The organism is Micromonospora sp. WMMD736, from assembly GCF_049179015.1.
Classification (GTDB): Bacteria; Actinomycetota; Actinomycetes; order Mycobacteriales; family Micromonosporaceae; genus Micromonospora.
The window spans coordinates 2,106,918-2,125,319 of record NZ_JBMHMI010000001.1 but is presented as its reverse complement, the minus strand read 5'-3'; the positions used below and the strand labels follow the sequence as shown (position 1 = coordinate 2,125,319).

18 protein-coding genes are annotated in these 18,402 nt (G+C 71.6%); 13 read left to right on the top strand and 5 right to left on the bottom strand.

What is annotated here, in order from left to right:
* The first annotated feature begins 1 nt into the window (after position 1).
* From ACN269_RS08960 to ACN269_RS08910, 11 genes are all read left to right on the top strand, one after another.
* Positions 2-535 carry a flavin reductase family protein gene (locus ACN269_RS08960; RefSeq protein ID WP_421472000.1) on the top strand — a complete coding sequence of 178 codons (534 nt, stop codon included), beginning with the start codon at positions 2-4 and terminating at the stop codon, positions 533-535.
* Positions 536-620: 85 nt separating this feature from the next.
* Positions 621-833: a hypothetical protein gene (locus tag ACN269_RS08955; RefSeq protein ID WP_421471999.1), complete on the top strand. Its 213-nt coding sequence runs from the start codon at positions 621-623 to the stop codon at positions 831-833.
* A gap of 656 nt (positions 834-1,489) precedes the next feature.
* Complete coding sequence (locus ACN269_RS08950) at positions 1,490-3,136, top strand: ABC transporter substrate-binding protein (RefSeq protein WP_421471998.1); 1,647 nt, start codon at positions 1,490-1,492, stop codon at positions 3,134-3,136.
* 1 nt (position 3,137) lies between these two features.
* Positions 3,138-4,073, top strand: coding sequence for an ABC transporter permease (locus ACN269_RS08945; protein WP_421471997.1), 936 nt, complete (start codon positions 3,138-3,140; stop codon positions 4,071-4,073).
* 4 nt (positions 4,074-4,077) lie between these two features.
* The gene (locus ACN269_RS08940) at positions 4,078-4,968 is read left to right on the top strand and encodes an ABC transporter permease (RefSeq protein WP_421471996.1); all 891 of its coding nucleotides are present in this window, start codon (positions 4,078-4,080) and stop codon (positions 4,966-4,968) included.
* On the top strand, positions 4,968-6,611 hold the full coding sequence (locus ACN269_RS08935) for a dipeptide ABC transporter ATP-binding protein (protein ID WP_421471995.1): 1,644 nt from the start codon (positions 4,968-4,970) through the stop codon (positions 6,609-6,611). Before ACN269_RS08940 ends, ACN269_RS08935 begins: the two co-directional genes overlap by 1 nt.
* Entirely contained in the window at positions 6,608-7,816 is a 1,209-nt protein-coding gene (locus ACN269_RS08930; RefSeq protein WP_421471994.1) for an LLM class flavin-dependent oxidoreductase, read from the top strand. The genes ACN269_RS08935 and ACN269_RS08930 overlap by 4 nt, the downstream gene beginning before the upstream one ends.
* A gap of 15 nt (positions 7,817-7,831) precedes the next feature.
* Complete coding sequence (locus ACN269_RS08925) at positions 7,832-9,187, top strand: NtaA/DmoA family FMN-dependent monooxygenase (protein ID WP_421471993.1); 1,356 nt, start codon at positions 7,832-7,834, stop codon at positions 9,185-9,187.
* Complete coding sequence (locus tag ACN269_RS08920; protein WP_421471992.1) at positions 9,184-9,666, top strand: GNAT family N-acetyltransferase; 483 nt, start codon at positions 9,184-9,186, stop codon at positions 9,664-9,666. The genes ACN269_RS08925 and ACN269_RS08920 overlap by 4 nt, the downstream gene beginning before the upstream one ends.
* A gap of 28 nt (positions 9,667-9,694) precedes the next feature.
* A complete protein-coding gene (locus ACN269_RS08915; RefSeq protein WP_421471991.1) occupies positions 9,695-10,762 on the top strand; it encodes an LLM class flavin-dependent oxidoreductase in 1,068 nt (355 codons plus the stop codon).
* Between the two features lie 19 nt (positions 10,763-10,781).
* Positions 10,782-11,909: an LLM class flavin-dependent oxidoreductase gene (locus ACN269_RS08910; protein ID WP_421471990.1), complete on the top strand. Its 1,128-nt coding sequence runs from the start codon at positions 10,782-10,784 to the stop codon at positions 11,907-11,909.
* A 39-nt stretch (positions 11,910-11,948) separates the two neighbouring features.
* Here ACN269_RS08910 and ACN269_RS08905 read toward each other — a convergent pair whose 3' ends face one another.
* From ACN269_RS08905 to ACN269_RS08890, 4 genes are read right to left on the bottom strand one after another with little or no spacing between them, the layout of a single operon-like run.
* Positions 11,949-12,821 (bottom strand): TauD/TfdA dioxygenase family protein, encoded by an 873-nt coding sequence (locus tag ACN269_RS08905; protein ID WP_421471989.1) that lies wholly within the window; start codon positions 12,819-12,821, stop codon positions 11,949-11,951.
* Positions 12,818-13,588, bottom strand: coding sequence for an ABC transporter ATP-binding protein (locus ACN269_RS08900; RefSeq protein ID WP_421471988.1), 771 nt, complete (start codon positions 13,586-13,588; stop codon positions 12,818-12,820). Before ACN269_RS08900 ends, ACN269_RS08905 begins: the two co-directional genes overlap by 4 nt.
* Positions 13,575-14,603, bottom strand: a complete 1,029-nt coding sequence (locus tag ACN269_RS08895; RefSeq protein WP_421471987.1) for an ABC transporter substrate-binding protein — start codon at positions 14,601-14,603, stop codon at positions 13,575-13,577. The genes ACN269_RS08900 and ACN269_RS08895 overlap by 14 nt, the downstream gene beginning before the upstream one ends.
* Before the next feature lie 11 nt (positions 14,604-14,614).
* Positions 14,615-15,481 (bottom strand): ABC transporter permease, encoded by an 867-nt coding sequence (locus ACN269_RS08890; protein WP_421471986.1) that lies wholly within the window; start codon positions 15,479-15,481, stop codon positions 14,615-14,617.
* A gap of 188 nt (positions 15,482-15,669) precedes the next feature.
* On the opposite strand from ACN269_RS08890, the gene ACN269_RS08885 reads away from it, so the two are divergent.
* A complete protein-coding gene (locus ACN269_RS08885; RefSeq protein WP_421471985.1) occupies positions 15,670-16,065 on the top strand; it encodes a VOC family protein in 396 nt (131 codons plus the stop codon).
* Positions 16,066-16,260: 195 nt separating this feature from the next.
* Here the strand turns inward: ACN269_RS08885 and ACN269_RS08880 are convergent, their stop codons facing one another.
* Entirely contained in the window at positions 16,261-16,749 is a 489-nt protein-coding gene (locus ACN269_RS08880; protein ID WP_421471984.1) for a MarR family winged helix-turn-helix transcriptional regulator, read from the bottom strand.
* Between the two features lie 162 nt (positions 16,750-16,911).
* Here ACN269_RS08880 and ACN269_RS08875 point away from each other — a divergent pair, with 162 nt between their 5' ends.
* Positions 16,912-18,372, top strand: a complete 1,461-nt coding sequence (locus ACN269_RS08875; RefSeq protein WP_421471983.1) for a DHA2 family efflux MFS transporter permease subunit — start codon at positions 16,912-16,914, stop codon at positions 18,370-18,372.
* Positions 18,373-18,402 lie beyond the last annotated feature (30 nt).

Below are 18,402 nucleotides of genomic sequence, written 5' to 3'. Positions count from 1 at the left end.
CATGACCTCGTCCACCGACGACCCGACCGACGCCGACGCCGACGCGCTGCGCGGGTTGCTGCGCCACCAGGCCAGCAGCGTCACGGTGGTCACCGCCCCCGGTGCGCCGCCCGTGGGCTTCACCGCGACGTCGTTCACGTCGGTTTCGCTGACGCCACCGATCGTCTCGTTCTGCCTGAACCTCGGCTCGTCCACGTGGCCGACGCTGGCGCGGGCCCGGCACGTGGCGGTGCACCTGCTCGCACACGGCCAGCACGAGTTGGCCCAGAGATTCGCCACGAGCGGCATCGACCGCTTCGCCGCCCCGACCCGCTGGCAGCCCGGGCCGAACGAGCTGCCGATCCTCGACGACACCCTGGCCTGGCTGGTGTGTCGCGTCGTCGACCGGGTTGTCGTCGGCGATCACGTGGTCGTGCTGGCCGAGCCGGAACTGCTCCGGCACGCCGACGTCGGCACTCCGTTGCTCTACCACCGGGGTCGCTACGCGGGCCTCGCGGACGCTCCGGACACCCCGGCCCGGTGTGCCGCCGCCTGACCGCATCGGGTTGGGGTGTTCCGGCGGCCGTCGTCAGCAGCGTGGGGTCGCCTGTCCGCACCTCGCGAGGACTTTGGGAGGTTGCATGCGGGCGATCGTCGCCCCTCGGGGTGACGGGCTGGCGGCGCTGGGGGCCGACGAGGTGGTGGTTGGCATGGAGAGCGTCGACGCCTCGGTTGACGTGGTGCTGGACACGGTGGGTGGTGCCCATCTGGTGGCCGCGTGGGGTCTGCTCGCGCCGGGCGGGTGCTGCACAGCATTGGCTGGGCCTCCGGTGATCCGGCCGTCTTTCCGGTGAACTCCACCTTCGCTCTGGGCACGTCCCGAACGCTTCGGTCCTTCGGTGATGCCACCGCCCCGGCCGCGGATCTGGCGCTGCTGGTGGACCTTGTGGCTCGGGGGGGTGTTGCGAGCGCCGATCGGCTGGCGCGGCTCGTGGCACCGGCTGGGGGACGCGATCGATGCGCTGCGGGAGCGACGGGTGCCGGGCAAGGTCCTGCTCGATCTGGACTGACGCGCCCAAGCGGTGACGTGTCCGGCGGACCGGTCCCGGCCCGGCGCGGGTCCAGGTCGATCCGACGGACACATTCCCCTTAAATCCTATAGCCTTAGTAGGTAATGCGTCAACGAATCGGCGCCCCCGCGTGCGATAGCCGACATCCATCGACCGATGTGTTGACACTCTTGCGCACGACGAGTGGACTCGGCTCATGTCCAGCGAGCTGCGGCTGACGATCCGCGGCCACATCGACTTCGGTCGGGTGTGGTCGAGTTCCTGTCTGGCCTGACCGGCACCCCGCTCACCCGGCCCGCCGCACGGCCCGCCGAGGTGGGGCTCACCGCCGAGCCGACCGCCGAGCCATCACGCACCGACACCGTGACCGACCCGCGCCCACCGCGCCGGGCCGAGTGTCGGCGTACCCGGTACCGCCTGCCTGGACAGGAGACTTTGCCATGCCCGCCAACCGTCTGCGAACCCTCGCCGTCGCCGCGCTCACCCCGCTGCTCGCCGTCGTCGCCGGCTGCTCCACCGCCGCCGCGCCGGCCGCCGAAGCCGCCGGCCAGCCCCGCTCCGGCGGCAGCCTCACCTGGGCCGTGGAGACCGAGCCCATCACCCTCAACCCACACCAGTACGCCCAGGCCAAGGCCCGGCTGCTGGTCTGGAACACCTTCGAGTCCCTGCTCACCTACGACAAGCAGGGCAAGCTGGTGCCGTGGCTGGCCACCGGCTGGCAGGTCGCCCCGGACGGGTTGTCGTACACGCTGACACTGCGCGACGGCGTCACCTTCTCCGACGGCACGCCCCTGGACGCCGCGGCCGTGAAGGCGAACATCGACAAACTGCGCGAACCCGGGTACGCCCCCGCCGTCGCTGCCGTGCAACTGCGCAACCTCAAGGCCGCCGAGGTGGTCAACCCGCGCACCGTACGGCTCACCCTCACCACCCCCGACGTGCTCATTCTCGACTTCCTCGCCTCCCCGCAGGGTGCCCAGATCTCCCCGAAGTCGCTGCGCGAGGCGAAGAACCTCAAGGCCGGCGGCGTCGACGTGGTCGGCACCGGACCGTTCGTGCTGGATCGCTACGTCGCCGGTCAGGAGCTGCACTACCGGCGCAACCCCGGCTACGACTGGGCGCCGCCCACCGCGACCCACACCGGCCCCGCCTACCTCGACGAGGTCACCTACCGCTTCCTCAAGGAGTCGGCGGTACGCGTCGGCGCACTCACGTCGAGCCAGGTACAGGTCATCGAGGGCGTGCCCGCCACCGACCAGCCGCTGGTCACCGCCAACCGGGCCCTGCGCCTGACCCGCGAGCTCAACTCCGGCTCCGCCTACTCCTACTACTTCAACACCTCCCACCCGCCCTTCGACGACCTACGGGTGCGCCAGGCGTTCCGCGAGGCCGTCGACGTGGACACGGTGCTGCGGTCGGTCTACCGGGACACCGCCACCCGCGCCTGGAGCGTGATCAGCCCGTCCAGCCCGCTCTATGACAAGCGGCTCGACGGCAGCGCGTACAGCGGCGACGCCGCCAAGGCGAACACCCTGCTCGACCAGGCCGGCTGGACCGCCCGGGACACCGACGGCTACCGGGTGAAGGCCGGCAAACGGCTCACCGTACGGCTCGTGCAGTCCGCGCCCTTCGTCCGCGACCGACGCGACGTCCTCGCCCAGGCCGTGCAGGCGGCCGTCAAGCAGAGCGCCGGCATCGACCTGAAGGTGTCCCTCGTCGACCAGGGCACCGCCACCGACGCCATCCAGCGCAACGAGTACGAGGTCTTCGACAACTCGCGGGCCGACACCGACGCCGGAGCGGCACTGAACCTGCTGCTGCACTCGAAGGGCGGCATCAACCGCACCCAGATCAACGACCCCCGGATCGACAGGCTCCTGGAGGCCGGTCAGGCCGCCGTGGACCCGACGAAGCGGGCCAGCATCTACTCCGACCTGCAACAACGGGTCGTCGTCGAGCAGGCCCTGTTGCTGCCGCTCTACGCACCGGCCGACCAGATCGCCGCCAGCACCGGCGTCGGTGGCGTCCGCTTCGAACCCACCGCCGGGGTACCCGCCAGCGCCTACGACCTGTGGATCGGGAAGTGACATGAGCCGCCCACCCGTGCGTGCGGTGGCCCGCCGGCTCGGGGCCGGCCTGGTCGTCCTCTGGGTCGCGGCCACCGCCGCCTACCTGGCGCTACTGGGCGCTCCCGGCGACACCGTGGACAACATCGTCGGCGACGGCGCGGACACCCCGCAGATCCGCGCCGAAATAATCGCCGACTGGGGCCTGGACCGGCCGGCCATCGTGCAGTACCTCGACTACCTCGGGCGGTTGGGCGGCGGCGACCTGGGCCGCTCCTACCTCCTGCAACGACCCGTCACCGAGGTGATCGGGGAACAGATCGCCCCCACCCTCACGCTCGCGGCCGCCGCCGCCGGGCTCGGGGTGCTGCTCGCCCTACTCATCGCGGTGGCCACCGCCGGGAACCGGCGACCGTGGCTGCGTCGACTCAGCTCCGGCACCGAACTGCTGCTGGTCTCCACCCCGTCGTTCCTGATCGGGCTCCTGCTGCTCAGCGTGCTGTCGTTCCGGTTCGGCCTCTTCCCGGTCTCGGGTGACCAGAGCCTCGCCGCGTTGGTGCTGCCCGCCGTCACCCTCGCGCTGCCGATCGCCGGGCTGCTCGCCCAGGTGCTGCGCGACGCCATCGACAAGGCCCTCGACGAGCCGTTCGTGCTCACGGCCCGGTCCCGAGGCGTACGGGAACGCACGGTGTTGGCACGCCACGCGTTGCGGCACGCCTTCCTGCCGGCCATCAGTCTGGCCGGCTGGATCTTCGGCATCGTCATCGGCGGCACCGTCATCGTCGAACAGATCTTCGGCCGACCCGGCCTCGGCCAGGTCACCCTCTCCGCGGTCACCACCAGGGACATGCCGGTGGTGCTGGCCGTGGTCACCCTCTCCGCCGCCGGCTACGTCGTGGTCAACACCACCGCCGACCTGGCGTACCTGCTGGTCGACCCGCGTCTGCGAAGGAGCTGACCCGATGACCGTCACCCTGGGCACCCCGCTCACCGAAGCGCCCGCCCGGATCCTCGCCGACCCGACCGAACCGGTCGTACGCCGGCGGTCCCGGCCGGGCCCCGGCCTGCTCGCCGCCGGGGCGTACCTCGTCCTGCTGGTCGTCGCCGCGGCCTGGCCGGCGGCGCTGGCCCCCGCCGACCCGCTCGCGGCCGATCCGCTCGCCGTGCTGAGCCCGCCCGGCGCCGGGCACTGGTTCGGCACCGACCACCTCGGCCGCGACGTCCTGACCCGGGTGGTACACGGCGCCGGCCACTCGCTCACCATCGGTGTGGCCGCCACCGCGATCGCGGTGACCGGTGGGGTGCTGCTCGGCCTGCTCGCCGGCCTCACGCACCGGTTCGCCGACGAGGCGCTCAGCCGTACGCTCGACGCGCTGTCGGCGTTCCCGATGCTGCTGCTGGCGCTGCTGTTCATCGCCATCGCCGGCCCCGGCACCACCAGCCTGATCGTCGCCATCGGTCTCGCCACCCTGCCGCACCACGCCCGGGTGGTCCGTGGCCAGACGCTCCTCGTCCGCCGCTGCGGCTTCGTCGAACAGGCCGTCACCTTCGGACTGTCCCGGCCCCGGCTGGTGCTGCGGCACGTGCTGCCCAACGTGGTCGGCCCGGTGCCGGTGCTCGCCGTGATCGGGCTCGGTGAGGCGATCCTGGCCGCCGCCGGGCTCAGCTTCCTCGGCATGGGACCCCAGCCGCCGTCCCCCGAGTGGGGCGCGATGCTCTCCGAGGGACGCAACTATCTCCAGGTGGCCTGGTGGATCAGCATCCTGCCGGGCCTGGCCGTCACCGCCACCGTGGTCTCGCTGACCGTCGTCGGCCGGCACTGGCAGGCCCGCTTCGACGGGCGGCGGCGCTGATGGCGCCGCTGGTCACGGTCGAGGACCTGCACGTCGACTTCGACACCCCGACCGGCCCGGTCGCGGCGGTGCGCGGAATCAGCTTCACCGTCGAGCGTGGCGAGTGCGTGGCCGTCGTCGGGGAGTCCGGCTCCGGCAAGAGCGTCACCGCCCGTACCCTGGTCGGTCTCGCCGGCCCGGGCGCGCGGGTCCGGGCCGCGCGGCTCGACCTCGTCGGCGAGGACGTGCGGACGCACCGCCCACGGGACTGGCGGCGGGTCCGTGGTCGCCTCGCGGGGCTGGTCCTCCAGGATGCGCTGGTCTCCCTCGACCCGCTGCGGACGGTGGGCGCCGAGGTCGGTGAGGTGCTCACCACCCACGGCATCGTCGGCCGCCGGGAGCGGGCCGGCCGGGTCGCCCACCTGCTCGACGAGGTCCACCTGCCGGAGCCGGAGCGCCGGGCCCGACAATATCCACACCAGCTCTCCGGCGGGCTGCGACAGCGCGCGCTGATCGCCTCGGCGATCGCCGGGGAACCGGCACTGCTCATCGCCGACGAGCCGACCACCGCGCTCGACGTCACCGTGCAGGCCCAGATCCTGCGGCTGCTCGCCGAACGGCGGGCCGCCGGGGTCAGTCTGCTGCTGATCAGCCACGACCTGGCGGTGGTCGCCCAGGTCGCCGACCGGGTGCTGGTCATGCGCGACGGTCGCATCGTCGAGGAAGGGCCCACCGACCGCCTGTTGCGGGCACCGGAACACCCGTACACCCGGCAGTTGCTGGCCGCGGTGCCGTCGGCGTCGTCGCGGGGCCGCCGCCTCGCCGCGACGCCCCCGGCCGGGGGCGGACGGCCGGCCCTGCCCGCCCGCGGCGAGGTCCGCCCGGACGACCTGGTGCTCGACGCACGCGGGCTGACCAAGACGTACGGCGACCACACCGTCGTCAGCGACGTCTCCTTCTCGGTGGGACGTGGCGAGACGCTCGGGCTGGTGGGGGAGTCGGGTTCCGGCAAGAGCACGGTGGCGCGGATCGTCGCCGGTCTGCTCGATCCGGACGCCGGCGCCGTCACCTTCGAGAGGATGCCGTGGTCCGCCGCCCGCGAACGCACCCGCCGCCCGATACGCCGCCGGCTGCAACTGATCTCGCAGGATCCGCTCAGCTCCTTCGACCCCCGCTACACGGTGGGCCAGGTGATCGGGGAGAACCTCGACGCCGACGTCGACCGGCGGGACCGCCGCGACCACGTCGTCGACCTGCTACGCCGGGTCGGCCTCGGGCCGGATCTGCTGGACCGGCACCCCCGACAGCTCTCCGGCGGGCAACGGCAGCGGGTCGCCATCGCCCGCGCGATCGCCCCCCGACCGAGTCTGATCATCTGCGACGAGCCGGTCTCCGCCCTCGACGTCTCGGTCCAGGCGCAGGTCCTCGACCTGCTGGCCGAGCTACGGGCCGCCGACGGCACCGCGCTGCTGTTCATCTCGCACGACCTGGGCGTGGTGCACCACCTCAGCGACCGGGTGCTGGTGATGCACGACGGCACGGTGGTCGAGCAGGGACCGGTCGGCGACGTCTTCACCTATCCCCGGCACGACTACACCCGATCGCTGCTCGACGCGCTGCCCACGCTCGTCGCCGCCGGCCGACCCCAGGAGGAACGCCCATGACCGAGAAGACCCTGCACCTGGCAGTCGCCCTCGACGGCCTCGGTTGGCACCCCGCCGCCTGGCGTCTGTCCCGCGCCGGCGCGTCGGCGCCGCTGACCGCCCGCTACTGGGCCGCCCTCGCCGGGGAGGCCGAACGCGCCACACTGGACCTGCTCACCTTCGAGGACAGCCTCGACCTCCAGTCGACGCGACCCGACGGGCCCGACGGTCGGGTCGACCAGCTCCGCGGACGCCTCGACGCGGTGCAGATCGCGGCCCGGTTGGCCCCGCTGACCCGGCACATCGGGCTGGTGCCGACCACCAGCACCACCCACACCGAACCGTTCCACCTCGCCACGGGGGTGGCCACGCTCGACCACCTCAGCGGCGGCCGGGCCGGCTGGCGACCCCGGGTCTCCGCCCGGCGAGCCGAGGCCGGTCACTTCGGCCGTCGGGAGATCCCCGCCCTGGATCCGACCCGGCTCGACGACCCGGAGGCCGTCCGACTCGTCGGTGACCTCTTCGCGGAGGCCGGCGACGCCGTGGAGGTGGTCCGCCGGCTGTGGGACAGCTGGCAGGACGACGCCGAGATCCGGGACGTCGCCAGCGGGCGCTTCGTCGACCGGGACCGGCTGCACTACATCGACTTCGTGGGTCGGTGGTTCTCCGTCAAGGGCCCCTCCATCGTGCCCCGGTCCCCGCAGGGCCAGCCGGTGGTGGCCGCGCTGGCCCACTCGTCGGTGCCGTACGCCTTCGCCGCCCGGCACGCCGACGTCGTCTTCGTCACCCCGACCGACGCCGCGCACGCCGCCGCGATCGTCGGCGAGGTCCGGGCCGCCGAGGCAGCCGTCGGCCGGACCGACCCGCCGCTGCGCGTGTTCGCCGACCTGGGCGTCCTGCTCGACGAGTCGCCGAACCTCGCCCGCCGGCGCGCCGCCCGCCTCGACGAGCTGCACGGCCAGGAGTTCCGCTCGGACGCGGCCACCTTCACCGGAACGGCGGACGACCTGGCGGACCTGCTCGCCACCTGGCAGCTCTCGGGTGTGGACGGTTTCCGGTTGCGACCCGCCGTGCTTCCCCACGACCTGACCCTGATCACCCGTGCGCTGGTGCCCGCGCTGCGGGGTCGGGGTCTGTTCCGCGTCGGATACCCCGGCGGGACGCTGCGGGACCTGCTCGGCCTGCCCCGACCGGCCAGCCGGTACGCCGTCGCAGCGACCGCCTGATCCCTGGAGACCGTGATGCCCAAGCAGATCATCCTGGCCGCGCACTTTCCCGGCGTGAACAACACGACGGTGTGGAGGGACCCCGACTCCGTAAGTCAGATCGACTTCTCCTCGTTCGTCCACCTGGCCCAGACCGCCGAGCGGGGCAAGTTCGACTTCTTCTTCCTTGCCGAGGGGCTGCGCCTGCGCGAGCAGCGCGGGCGCATCCACGACCTGGACGTGGTGGGCCGCCCGGACACCTTGACCCTGCTGGCCGCCCTCGCGAGCGTCACCAGCCACCTCGGGCTGGCCGGCACCCTGAACGCCACCTTCCGGGAGCCATACGAGCTGGCCCGCCAGTTGGCCAGCCTCGACCACCTCTCCGGCGGTCGGGCCGCCTGGAACGTCGTGACCACGTCCGACGCGTTCACCGGGGAGAACTTCCGCCGGGGCGGTTACCTCGACCGTTCGCTGCGCTACGAGCGGGCCGCCGAGTTCGTCCGGACGGCCCGGGAGCTGTGGGAGTCCTGGCCGGCCGAGGCGATCGTGGGGGACCGCGACGGCGGCCGGTACGTGACGGAGGCGGACCCCGGCGCGTTCGCCCACCACGGCGACCAGTTCGACATCGCCGGGCACTTCACCGTGCCGCGCAGCCCGCAGGTGCACCCAGTGATCCTCCAGGCCGGCGACTCGCCCGACGGACGCGAGTTCGCCGCGTCCAGCGCCGACGCCATCTTTTCCCGGCACGGCACGCTGGAGGACGGCCAGGAGTTCTACCGGGACGTGAAGTCCCGGCTCGCCCGATACGGCCGCCACCCCGACGACCTGAAGATCATCCCCGGTGTCACTTTCGTGCTCGGCGACACCGACGCCGAGGCGCAGGAACGCGCCCACCACATCCGCCGCCAGCAGGTCAGCCCGCAGACCGCGATCCTGCTGCTGGAACAGCTGTGGAACCGGGACCTGTCCGCGTACGACCCGGACGGCCCCCTGCCCACCGAGGACCCGGACGTCACCGCCGACGCGATCAGCCGAGGCCGGACCGGCATGTACCCGGACCCCGTCGGCACCGCCCACCGCTGGCGCGCACTGGCCGAGGAGAAGGGCCTCGGAATCCGCGATCTGATTATCGAGGTGACCGGCCGGCAGTCGTTCGTCGGGACCCCACGGCAGGTCGCCGACCAGATGGACCACTTCGTCCAGTCCGACGCCGCCGACGGGTTCATCCTGGTGCCGCACCTGACCCCGGGCGGTCTCGACCAGTTCGTCGACCAGGTCGTCCCGCTGCTACAGGAACGCGGCGTCTTCCGCACCGAGTACACCGGTGCCACCCTGCGCGACCACCTCGGTCTCGGCTCCGCCCGACCGGTCGGCCGCGTCGGTGCGGCGTGACCAAACCCGTCACGGTCTGCCGCCGCCGCTGGGACGACCCGGACGCCACGGCCCTGCGGGCCGCAATGACCACCGAACTGCGCCACCGGTACGCCGACCGTCCCGCCGACCCGATCCACCTGCCCACGGCCCAGGTGCTCACCCCGGGCTCGGTGGCGTGGACGGGCGTGGCGTACACGGCCGACGCCACGCCGGTCGGGCACGCCGCCATGCGATGGCACGGCGCCGACCTGGAGCTCAAGCGGATGTACGTGCCGCCCGCCCACCGGGGGCGCGGCATCGCCGGCAGTCTGCTCGACGCGGCCCGGGAGGCCGCCGGTCAGCTCGGCGCGGTGCGGATCGTGCTCCAGACCGGCGACCGCCAACCCGACGCGGTCCGCCGCTACGAGCAGGCGGGTTACCGGCCGATCCCGGTTTTCGCCCCCTACGACACCCTGCCCTACTCGCGCTGCTTCGCCCTGGCGGTACGCCGCCCATGACCCCCGTGCCGGAAGCGACGGTCCCCGCATGAAGTTCCTGCTGATCACCCTGATCACCCACCTGCCCGACCCGGTCACCGGTCAGCGCCGCAGCACCACCGACCGGTTTCGGGAGGTCGTCGACACGGCTGTCCTCGCCGAGGAACTCGGCTTCGACGGGTACGGCGTCGGCGAGCGGCACGAACGGCCCTTCATCTCCTCGTCGCCTCCGGTGGTGCTGAGCCACATCGCGGCCCGTACGTCCATCATCCGGCTCTTCACCGCCGTCACCACGCTCAGCCTGCTCGACCCGGTCCGCGCGTACGAGGACTACGCCACCCTCGACCACCTCTCCGGCGGCCGACTCGAACTGATCATCGGAAAGGGCAACGGCGCCGCGCAGGCCCACCTGTTCCACGTCACCGCCGAGGACCAGTGGGACCGGAACCGGGAGGGTTACGAGCTGTTCCGTCGGCTCTGGCGGAAGGACCGGGTCACCTGGTCGGGGACGTACCGGCCGTCGCTGACCGAGGCCGAGACGTGGCCGCGCCCGTTGCAGCAGCCGATCCGGGTCTGGCACGGCAGCGCCACCAGCCGCGAGTCGGTCGACCTGGCCGCCCGCTACGGCGACCCGCTCTTCTCCGCGAACGTCACCAACCCCATCGAGCCGTACGCCGAGCTCATCCGTCACTACCGGGACCGCTGGGCCCACTACGGCCACGACCCGGCCGACGCCCTGGTCGGCGCCGGGTCGGCCGGCTTCTACGTGACGCGCACCTCGCAGGAGGCGATCGAGCGGTACCGGCCGATCTTCGACGCCCGGGTCGCCGCGTTCCAGCGACTCGGCGTGCCGACGGTCTTTCCCACCATCGAGGACGCCATCGAACGCAGCTCCATCCTGGTCGGTAGCCCGCAGCAGATCATCGACAAGGTGCTGCGCTACCACGAGGAGTTCGGCCATGAGGTCATGCACCTCCAGGCCGACCACGACGGGCTGACCGACAAGCAGCACCGAGAAAGCCTGGAGCTGTTCCAGGCCGAGGTGGCGCCGGTGCTGCGGCGAGAGATCCCCAGTCGCCCCTTCGCACCGGCGCTGGCCGCCACGCCGGCGGCCTGAGAAGAGACGGGAAACCACCATGCCATCGACCCCACTGTCCGTCCTCGACCTGTCGCCGGTTCCCGCCGGCGGCACCGTCGCCGACGCCCTGCACAACACCGTCGACCTGGCCCGCCGGGTCGAGCAGTCCGGCTACCACCGTTTCTGGTTGGCCGAGCACCACCTCGCCGCGGGCGTCGCCAGCTCGGCGCCGGCGGTGCTCATCGGGCAGGTCGCCGCGGCCACCAGCGTGCTGCGCGTTGGCTCCGGCGCCGTCCAGGTCGGTCACCGCACCGCCCTGTCGGTGGTCGAGGAGTTCGGCACCCTCGCCGCGCTGTACCCCCGGCGGATCGACCTCGGGCTCGGTCGTTCCGGGCAGCGGCGCGTCGAGGCCGCCCGGGCGTTCACCGCTCCCGCGAACGTGCCGCCCGTCGAGGCCCGCGTCGTCGACGGACTGCTCATCCCGCCGCCGTTCTCCTACGCCAGCGTGCTCACCTCACCGCGCTTCGCGCTGGCAAACACGTTGCTGCACCAACCGGGCGCGCAGCCGCCGCCCTTCGCCGACCAGGTGGCCGACGTCCTGGCCCTGCTGCGCGGCGACTACACCGACGAGAACGGCCTGGACGCGCACGCTGTACCGGGGGAGGGCACCGACCTCTCGGTGTGGCTGCTGGGCAGCAGCGGCGGCGAGAGCGCCCAACTCGCCGGCGCGCTCGGCCTGCCCTTCGCCGCGAACTACCACGTCAGCCCCTCCTCGGTGCTCGACGCCGTGACCGCCTACCGGGCCGCGTTCCGGCCCTCGGCGGTACTGGCCCAGCCGTACGTTGTGGTCTCCGCGGACGTCGTCGTCGCCGACAGCGACGAGAGGGCACGCCGGCTCGCCGCACCGTACGGGCCGTGGGTGCGCAGCATCCGCAGCGGTGACGGCGCGATCCCGTTCCCACGCCCGGAGCAGGCCGCCGCGCTGCCGTGGACCGACGAGGACCGGGAACTCGTCGCCGACCGGGTGGACACCCAGTTCGTCGGATCGCCCGGCACGGTCGTCGAGCGGCTGCGCGTCCTGCGTGACGTCACCGCCGCCGACGAACTGCTGATCACCACGATCACCCACGCGCACAGCGACCGGGTCAGCTCGTACGAGCTGCTCGCCAAGGAGTGGGAGGACTGACGACGCCCGCGTCGAGATCGACGTGCCCGGTAGCGATCATCAACGGTCGAAGGGGTGCTGCTGGTCCTGCGGGCCGCGCGGGATGTCCCCGCGCAGGGTGATGCGATGCATGACCCGCCGTTCGGACCCGTAGTCGCGGTTGGCGTAGTGGGCCGTGCTGCGGTTGTCCCAGAGTGCCACGTCGCCGGGGCGCCAGCGGTGTCGCACGATGTGCTCCGGCTTGGTGAGGTGGGCGTAGAGCAGGTCCAGGATGGCCCGGCTCTCGGCGTCGGAGACCCCGACGATGTGGGAGGTGAAGCCGGGGTTCACGAAGATTCCCCGACGGCCGGTCTCGGGATGTACCCGGACCACCGGGTGCTCGACCGGGTCGAGTCGGGACACGGGCTGGCCCTCCCACACGTTGCCTCCGCGTTGGGCCAGGTAGTAGCCGAACTCGCGGGTGCCGTCGTGAACGGCGGTGAGCTGATCGACAAGTCGTCGTACGGGCTCGCTGAGCGAGTCGTACGCCAGTTGCGCGTCGGCCCAGTTGGTGTCGCCGCCGGTCGGTGGGAGGGTGACCGCGCGCAGGATCGAGCCGAGTGGCGGCCGCTTCATGAAGGTGACGTCCGTGTGCCACACGTCGGCGAAGCCATTGTCGGTGCTGTCCAGGGCGTACACCTCCGGGTGGGCTTCGTCGACGCCGCCGACCACCGGATGCGAGGCGGTCAGTTCGCCGATCCGGCGGCCCAGGCGCACCTGAGCGTCGTCGTCGAGGCGTTGGTCGCGGAGGAACAGCACCTTGCGGTCGACCAGGGCGGCGCGGAGAGCGACGATCTCCTCGTCGCTGGCGGTCGCCAGGTTCATCCCGCGCACCAGGGCGCCGAAGTGCGGCCCCAGCGGTTCGAGGTCCAGCTGCACGAGCACGGCGGTCATGTGGATGCTCCTTCGTGTCGGACGGCATGCCCGATCTCGGCGCGCAGAGCGGCGTACTCGGGCAGGCCCCGCAGGTCGTCCGGCGTGACGCCGGTGCGAGGCAAATCGATGGGCAGGTCCAGGACGATCCGGCCGGGGCGCGGGCTGAGCACCACGACCCGGCTGCCCAGGAAGACGGCCTCGTCCACGCTGTGGGTGACGAACACCGAGGTCCGACCGGCTACCGTGCTGACCGCGCGCAGGTCCTCCTGGAGGCGCTCCCGGGTGAGCGCGTCGAGCGCGGCGAACGGTTCGTCGAGCAGCAGCAGTGGGCGGTCCGCGGCGAGGGCGCGCGCGATCGCGACTCGCTGCTGCTGACCGCCGGAGATCTGCCAGGTCCGGCGCTTGGCCACGTCAGGTAGGCCGACCCGGGCGAGTAGCCGATCGACACCGTCGGTGGGCTGCCCGGCGTAGCGCAGGGCCAGCTCGATGTTGCCGCCGACGGTCTTCCACGGAAACAGGCGGGGCTGCTGGAAGACCAGGCCCGCGCCGCGCCCCGGGACCGGCGGCACCCCGGCGGTCAGGACCGTGCCGGTGGTGGGCCGCTCGAAGCCGGCGATCAGCCGCAGCAGCGTGCTCTTGCCGCAGCCGGACGCGCCGACCAGGACGAGGAACTCACCCGTCGGTACGGCCAGGTCGATCGGACCGAGGGCGATGACGTCGCCGTACGCGTGCTCGACGTCGTTGACAGCGATCGCGGCCGTCCCGCCGGGGTCAGCCGAGGACATCCGGCAGCCCCTCGGTGTAGATGGCGGCCTGGACGGTCGCCAGGTCCGGCACGGCGTCGATCTTCTGCTGGTCCTTGAGGAACTGTGCCGCGCTGACGAGGTTGTCGGCGAGCTGGCCCTTGGCTGCCGAGGTGCCGAGCCATGCGGGGCTGGCCAGGTCCGCGGGCTCGAGGAAGACACCCTGCGAGAGCTGCCGCTGCGCTTCCTCCGGGCTGAGGTTGAGCTCCACGCCTACCGATTTCGCGGCTGCGGCCGGGTCGTTGTGGATCAGGTCCAATGCCTGGGACTCAGCTTTACGCCAGGCGTCCACGGCGTCCGGGTGCGCCTTGACGAAGGCGGTGGCGACGACACCGAGGTCCAGGGTGGGCTTGCCCGCGGTGGCCAGTTCGCGACTGGTGACCAGCACCGTGCCGGTCTTCCTGAGTTCGTCGAGCGACGGCAGCCAGGAGTAGGCGGCGTCCAGGTCACCGCGGGTCCAGGCGGCCAGGATGTCCTGCGGCTCCAAGTCGACGATGGTGACGTCGGATTCCTTGACACCGGCGCGGTCCAGCGCCGCCAGCAGGCTGTAGTGGGCGGTGGAGGCGAACGGTGTCGCCACCTTCTTGCCGCGCAGACCGCTCACGTCGGTGACCCCGGAGCCCTTGCGGGCGACAAGTGCCTCGTTGTCGCCGGCGACGTCGAGCACGAAGGCGACCTGGTACGGGATGTTCAGGGGTGCGGAGAGCCCGCGGGCGACCGGGCTGGACCCGATTGCCGCGATGTCGACGCTACCGGCGACGAACGCGGTGTTGATGCTGGCGCCGGAGTCGAACTTGGTCCAGGTGATCTGGTAGTCGGGCAGGGCTTTCTCCAGCAGACCCTGGTTCTTGACGATGAGGTCGCCGCTCGGGAACGCCTGGTAGGCGATCCGGATGCTCTTGCGGTCCGGGTCGCCGCCGCCGCTGGCGGCACCGTCCCCGCAGGCGGTGGGTAGCAGTAGGGCGGCGGCGGCCAGCAGGCCCAGAATCTTGCGCATGTGCTGTTCTCCTATATCTGGCCGCGCCACGGGATCAGCCGGCCTTCGGCGGTCCGCAGCAGGGCGTCGATGAGCAGGCCTGACAGGCCGATGGCGAACAGACCGAGGACGACCACGTCGGTCTGTGAGTAGCGTTGGGCGTCGCGGATCATGCCGCCGATGCCAGGTACGCCGTTGATCGTCTCCGCGGCGACCACCGAGGAGTACGCGACCCCGACGGCGATCCGGATCCCGGTGAAGATCTCCGGTAGCGCGTGGGGCAGCACCACGTCGCGGATCACGCGTGCGCGGCTGGCGCCCAGCGCCTGCGCGGCCTCCACCAGATTGGTCGGTGCGGAGTAGACGGCTGCCGCGGTGGCGACCGCGACCGGGGGCAGCGCGGCGATGGAGAGCAGCCAGAGCTTGGGTGTCTCGTCGATGCCGAACCAGATGATGAAGAGGCTGAAGTAGGCCAGGGGCGGGAGCGCCCGGATGAAGGTGACCACCGGTTCGACGACCACCCGGATCCAGCCGACGGTTCCCATGACGACCCCGAGGAGCACTCCGCCGCCGACACCGATGACGGATCCGATCAGGATGCGGCGCAGGCTCACCCCGAGGTGCTCGAGGAGCAGGTGTCCGCTGTAACCACGGATGCCGTCGTGGGCGGTCGAGGTCTGGATGAGTTGGTGCCACACCGCACCGGGCGAGGGGATGAAGGTGGGGTTGCTGGTGGCTCGGGCGGCGATCTCCCACAGCGCGTAGAGCACGACGAGGGCGAGCAGCCGGAGCAGGATCCGCCGGCGGCGTCCGCCGTGCGGTGCCAGTGCGTCAGGGGTCACCGCTGACGCGCCGATCGAGGTTTCCGCGGCAGGCGGCGCGGGGACCGTGGTAGTCACCTACTTTTCCTATCGTGTAGATAGGAAATGAGCAAGGGGGAGATCGAGGGGTGGGAGAGCGGTCGGCGCGCGAGATTTGTGGCTGAGGGCGCGTCGCAGAGGGTGCCGGAGGTGAGGAAGCGGTGCGCGCTCATGCCAATTGGGCAATGCGGACGTCCCTTCACCCGCGCAGACCGTAGGGTCCGGGCATGGCTCAGGCGAAGATCAGGCTCGATCACTGTGTGATCGCGGTCAGCAACTGGGAACGCTCGGCGGCCTTCTATCGAGACGTCCTGGGTGCCGACGTGGTCGACCATCCCGACGGTCACGTGGCCTACCGGTTCGGCGACCAACAGCTCAACGTCCACGGTCCGGGCCTGGATGTCGGAAAGCTGGTGGCACGGCGACCCGTCGCGCCAGGCGGCAGCGACTTGTGCTTCGTTTGGCCCGGCACCTTGGAGGATGTCGTCGCTCATCTTCAGCGCCACCGGATCGACATAGAGGCAGGGCCGGTTGTCCGCAGCGGTGGAGGTGGGCGTGGAGTGAGTGTCTACTTCCGGGATCCCGACGGTTCCCTGCTGGAGCTGATCACCTACGACACATAGTCGGGACCGGGCTCCGAAGATGAGCAGACCTCACCCTGTCCCCGGCAGGTGGTGTTGCGCGCCTGGTAGACGGGTCGCCGCCGGCCACCCTTCTCGCGAGCGTGTTGGTCAGCGCCTGAGTCGGTGTGGATCCCTCCGGGATCATCGACTGATCCAGGATCGACAACTGCACGGGATGACTCCCTCGGTCGGGTCTCAGGTGTCGGCGGGCGTGACGACCGGGCGGGTCAGCCGCGCAACCACGGAGGCCAGCCGGTCGTCGAAGGCGGCGGCGTCCAGTGCGGCACCGAGTTCGGCGCGGCTGACCCGGGCGGCCGCGGCGTACCGCTCGGTGCCCAGGTCGGTGATCTGGCAGTAGACGCCGCGGCGGTCGTGCTCGCAGCTGACCCGGGCGGCGAGTTGCTTGGCGGTGAGGCGGCTGACCAGACGGCTCATCGAGGACTGGTCGAGGGCCACCGCGTCGCTGAGATCCTGGATGCGCATGCCGCGTGGGTTGCCGCGAATCAACTCGTCGAGCACCAGCATCTCGGTGAGGGTGAGGTCGAACTCCCGCACGAGGCGCTTGTCGAGTGCCTGGCCCAGGCGGCCGGTGAGCACCGTCAGTTGCCGCCACAGGTCGAGCACGTCGGGCTGCCCGCCGCGTCGTTCCGCCATCCGCCCGCCCTCCGAGTCGTCGACGTACACCTTACACGTCCATGCGCATTCAATGTATACGCATTCACTTCCTGTGGGCTCCGAGCAGAGGATGGCTGCTGGTAAGGGTTGATCGAGCTTAAAAATGTCTGCACCTACATGTATTCTGTGCGCGTCAATACCGGACCGTTCTGCCGCTCGGAGGTAACGACCATGGCCAGCGACACCAGCGCGCCCCAGCGCGCTCCCGGCGACAAGCCCGCTGACCCGGAGGCCGACCGCCTCGATCCCGCATTCCTCAAGATGGCCGGAGTCCTGCTGCTGGCTCTGCTCATGGCCCTGCTGGACGAGACCATCGTCAACGTCGGGGTGGACCGCCTCGTCACCGTCTTCGGGACCACGCTGTCGACCATCCAGTGGGTCACCGCCGGATACCTGCTCGCCGTCGCCGTCGCGACGCCGATCTCCGGCTGGGGCGTGGACCGCTTCGGCGTCCGTCAGGTCTGGACGTTCGCTGTCGTCCTGTTCACCGTCGGTTCGCTGCTGTCCGGACTGGCCTGGTCGGCCGGCAGCCTGATCGTGTTCCGCCTGCTCCAGGGGCTCGGCGGCGGAATGATCTTCCCGGTCGTGCAGGCCGCGATCGCCCGCGCCGCGGGCCCGAGCAGGGTCACCAAGGCGATGGGCCTGATCTCGATCCCCCTGACCATCGGGCCGGTGCTGGGGCCGATCCTCGGCGGCTTCTTCGTCGACGACATCAGCTGGCGCTGGATGTTCCTCATCAACCTGCCGGTCGGTGCCATCGCTCTGCTGCTCGCGCTCCGAACGCTGCCGGCCGACGCGCCGGACCGCGCGGCACCGCGGCCACGCCTCGACGTCGTCGGTCTGGCCCTGCTCTCACCCGGCTTCGCGGTGCTCATCTACGGGCTCACCACCGCGGCCCACCGCGGCGACTTCGGTGATCCGGCGGCGGTCACCGCCTTCGCCGTCGGCGTGGCGCTGCTGCTGGCGTACGTGCTGCACGCCCGCCGCGCGGCTGAGCCCCTGATCGACGTGCGGCTGTTCACTCAGCGCGGCTTCACGATGTCGGTGGTCACCATGCTGCTGGTCGGGGCGGTCGCCAACACGTTGCTCTTCCTGACGCCGCTGTACTACCAGCAGTCACGCGGATTCGGGGCCCTGCACGCGGGCCTGCTCATGGTGCCCTCGGGCATCCTCGGCGCCGCTGGCGCGATCTCCGTCGGTAAGGCCGGCGCCCGGCTCACCGCACGCGTGACCGCTCCGATCGGGATGCTGCTCGCCACGATCGCCGCGCTGGTGCTGTCCGGCGTCGGTGACCACACCTCGACGGCCGTGACCGCGATCGCATTCGGCGTCGGCGGCTTCGGCATCGGCTTCACGGTGCCCGGCCTGATGGCGTTCATGTACCTCGCGGTCCGCCCCGACGATGCTCCCCGGGCCACCAGCGCACTGTTCATCCTCAACCAGATCGGCGGCTCGTTGGGCATCGCGGTGGTCGCGGTCGCCTTGCAACAGCGGCTCAGTGGCGCCTCGGGCTTTCCCGCGGAAGCGTACGGCCGGACGTACTGGCTGGTGGCGGGCTTCGCCGTGGTGGCTGGGCTCGCCGCGTCCCTGGTACCCGGACCATGGCGGGCCCCGGAGCGCCAACGGGCGTAACGCTCGGGCCTTCCTCGACCGTGCCGCGAG

Excerpts from the sequence above, each read along its gene's own strand:
- ACN269_RS08960 (WP_421472000.1), top strand. The coding sequence starts at position 2 with ATGACCTCGTCCACCGACGACCCGACCGACGCCGACGCCGACGCGCTG.
- ACN269_RS08955 (WP_421471999.1), top strand. The coding sequence starts at position 621 with ATGCGGGCGATCGTCGCCCCTCGGGGTGACGGGCTGGCGGCGCTGGGG.
- ACN269_RS08950 (WP_421471998.1), top strand. The coding sequence starts at position 1,490 with ATGCCCGCCAACCGTCTGCGAACCCTCGCCGTCGCCGCGCTCACCCCG.
- ACN269_RS08945 (WP_421471997.1), top strand. The coding sequence starts at position 3,138 with ATGAGCCGCCCACCCGTGCGTGCGGTGGCCCGCCGGCTCGGGGCCGGC.
- ACN269_RS08940 (WP_421471996.1), top strand. The coding sequence starts at position 4,078 with ATGACCGTCACCCTGGGCACCCCGCTCACCGAAGCGCCCGCCCGGATC.
- ACN269_RS08935 (WP_421471995.1), top strand. The coding sequence starts at position 4,968 with ATGGCGCCGCTGGTCACGGTCGAGGACCTGCACGTCGACTTCGACACC.
- ACN269_RS08930 (WP_421471994.1), top strand. The coding sequence starts at position 6,608 with ATGACCGAGAAGACCCTGCACCTGGCAGTCGCCCTCGACGGCCTCGGT.
- ACN269_RS08925 (WP_421471993.1), top strand. The coding sequence starts at position 7,832 with ATGCCCAAGCAGATCATCCTGGCCGCGCACTTTCCCGGCGTGAACAAC.
- ACN269_RS08915 (WP_421471991.1), top strand. The coding sequence starts at position 9,695 with ATGAAGTTCCTGCTGATCACCCTGATCACCCACCTGCCCGACCCGGTC.
- ACN269_RS08910 (WP_421471990.1), top strand. The coding sequence starts at position 10,782 with ATGCCATCGACCCCACTGTCCGTCCTCGACCTGTCGCCGGTTCCCGCC.
- ACN269_RS08905 (WP_421471989.1), bottom strand. The coding sequence starts at position 12,821 with ATGACCGCCGTGCTCGTGCAGCTGGACCTCGAACCGCTGGGGCCGCAC.
- ACN269_RS08900 (WP_421471988.1), bottom strand. The coding sequence starts at position 13,588 with ATGTCCTCGGCTGACCCCGGCGGGACGGCCGCGATCGCTGTCAACGAC.
- ACN269_RS08895 (WP_421471987.1), bottom strand. The coding sequence starts at position 14,603 with ATGCGCAAGATTCTGGGCCTGCTGGCCGCCGCCGCCCTACTGCTACCC.
- ACN269_RS08885 (WP_421471985.1), top strand. The coding sequence starts at position 15,670 with ATGGCTCAGGCGAAGATCAGGCTCGATCACTGTGTGATCGCGGTCAGC.
- ACN269_RS08875 (WP_421471983.1), top strand. The coding sequence starts at position 16,912 with ATGGCCAGCGACACCAGCGCGCCCCAGCGCGCTCCCGGCGACAAGCCC.